Below are 2,485 nucleotides of genomic sequence, written 5' to 3' on the forward strand. Positions count from 1 at the left end.
CAAAGGTTTTCCGTAAAAATTCGGATGTAAATAATACCTATTTTGCTGCTACCATTTAGCTATAAAATTTACCACTTATAGGGTGAGGCGCTTTTAAAAATTGTGTGATAAGCTAGACGTTAAGTAATTTTTAGATCGTCAATATGAAAAACCCGCTTTCTATCAGAAAACGGGTTATAATACTACCGAATGTTAATTTATTCTCGCTCTCTTACCAGGGAAAAACTACTACATTATCTTCTCCAAGTTGCCGGTTCTCTGCGAACTACTCGACCATTTTGAGAAACTATTAGCTCATTCCGAGTAAGGGTATAACGAGTATTTCTATTAACAGCTACAAATCGGTCTCTAGTGTAGCTTTGCAACGGCAGAGAAATACTACCTGTAGTTCCATTTTTGGCAACGCCGACGTAAGTATTTGGTAGGTCGCCTCCACAAATATATACCAGAAAGTTTCTGGTTTCCGCAGCGACGAACAAACTACCACCGCTGTTTTGCGGACAAACTGCCGCTTGCGCTATTTCGATGCTCTGAGAGTTCGATAAACTTGTGGGTGCTTGTATGTTATCTTTGGAACCATTAAAGCTAACAGCTTCTGCCAACGGTGCTAAGCATAAAGACGCACCGATCGCGATCGCAAACAACTGCAATGCTTGTGGATAAAGCTGTTGAGAATTTCTGACTTTCACGGGTTAATTTACTCCAAGATAGTATATGTCTAGCAATGGCTGTCCTGAGTTGATTTCACCTATCTAAGCTAGCTTGATGTTGTATCTACTTACAGATCAACACATCCTTTATTCCTGTAGTTCACCCATTGAAGGTATTTTGCCAAAAAGCCTGTTGTCTGTGGCTTTTCCATCCAAGCAAAGAAGAGGAGGTCATCAGGCATAGAGCGAAGGATACCTCATCCGCTCTTATTACCCCTCTTCTGCCATTATCGCGCAAAAATGCCGTATTAGCTAAAATAAGCTAGTTGCCGCAGCTAAATGCTTTTGCAGCGTTGCCTGGGGAAGTGGCCCTTGCAAGTGAGTCCAAGGCAATACTTTCTCAATTGACCAGTTAGCGCCGACGTAGTAATCCATATCCGGTTGCTTTCCTTTCAGTTCTTTAAACGCACGTCGATAACTACCCAGAGAATCGCCATAGTGCCGCGTTAATTCTAACAAATGAGATAAGCGGCGATCGCCCCTCGATAGCAACGCCTGAATCAGCGAATCCTTATAACTTTCCGGTCGAAACTCTATCCCTTGCGGTTTCAGTTGTTTCTCCAAAAATTTTAACCGCTTTTCTGCTTCCGGATTTACCCCAAACCACTGAAACGGCGTATGCGCTTTCGGCACAAACGTACTGCATCCCAGCGTCAAACGCAAACCGGGGGTAGCTTTTTTGATTTCCCGCATCATCGTCACAGTTGCATCTAAATCAGCAGGTTCTTCACCCGGAATACCCACCATTCCGTAAAGTTTGATTCCCTTCAATCCACCAGTTTTGGCATTCACCGCCGCTTGGATAATCTCATCATTGTGCAACTTTTTGTTGATGATTTGCCGCAATCTTTCCGAACCGCTTTCTACAGCAATTGTAATCGAACGAGTATCGCGTTTTGCCAAAGTTTCTGCTAACTTTTGAGTTACGGTATTTGTCCGCACGGAAGCGATACTGAGACGAACGCGATCGAACTTGGATTGACTGAGGTAATCCAACAAATTTTCAAATTCTGGATGTTGCGTTACAGACGCACCCAGCAATCCCAATCTATCCGTTACTGCCAAACCGCGATCGATCGCCGGAATCAGCGAATCTGACAAACTTGCCGTCCGAAAAGGCAATGTTAGATAACTTGCCAAACAGAAGCGACACATTTCCGGACAACTGCGTACTACCTCCACCATGTAGATATTTTCCCAAGCAGCTTTCTCCGTAACTACAGTTGAAGCAGACAAAGTATTGCTGCGGTAAGTCTGTTTTTCTACAGTCTTCGGAATTTCTGTATCTATTGGTTGAATAGATGCGATCGCACCAGTAGCATCCTCATAACTCACTGCGTATAAACTGGGAACATAGATACCGGGAACTTGTGCCAACCGTCGCAGTTGAGTTTGCCGATCTGCATTGCGAACTTCTTTGTATGCTTCAATAAAATTGCCCAGCAAAATTTCCCCATCGCCCAACAAAATAATATCGAAAAATTCCGCAAATGGTTCTGGGTTGGCAGTCAGCACCGGGCCGCCACCAAATATTAACGGATCTTCGTTGCCGCGCACAAGCGATCGCAGCGGAATTTCTAGCAATTCCAACAAACTCAGGATATTTACATAATCCAATTCCCAAGATAGAGAAAAACCCACTAACTCAGCATTTCTGGGCAACCGTTCGCGAGTATCCGTAAATAGGCGACTTACCTCAACATCCGAACGCATTGCCAAAGTTGCCCAGATAATTTGATACCCCAGACTGGCGATCCCAACACTGTACTCATTAG

Annotated in this window: 2 protein-coding genes; both read right to left on the minus strand. The window is 43.9% G+C overall.

The genetic code is table 11. From position 1 onward, the window contains the following. Window positions 1-233: 233 nt before the first annotated feature. Window positions 234-689, minus strand: a complete 456-nt coding sequence (locus H6S82_RS28530; protein ID WP_190473421.1) for a hypothetical protein — start codon at window positions 687-689, stop codon at window positions 234-236. A 273-nt stretch (window positions 690-962) separates the two neighbouring features. Further along, window positions 963-2,485, minus strand: a 1,523-nt coding sequence (locus H6S82_RS28535) for a radical SAM protein (RefSeq protein WP_191057127.1), incomplete at its 5' end; no start/stop codon positions are given.

Origin of the sequence: Planktothrix sp. FACHB-1355 (assembly GCF_014748295.1) — a bacterium.
GTDB classification, from domain to species: domain Bacteria; phylum Cyanobacteriota; class Cyanobacteriia; order Cyanobacteriales; family Aerosakkonemataceae; genus Aerosakkonema; species Aerosakkonema funiforme_A.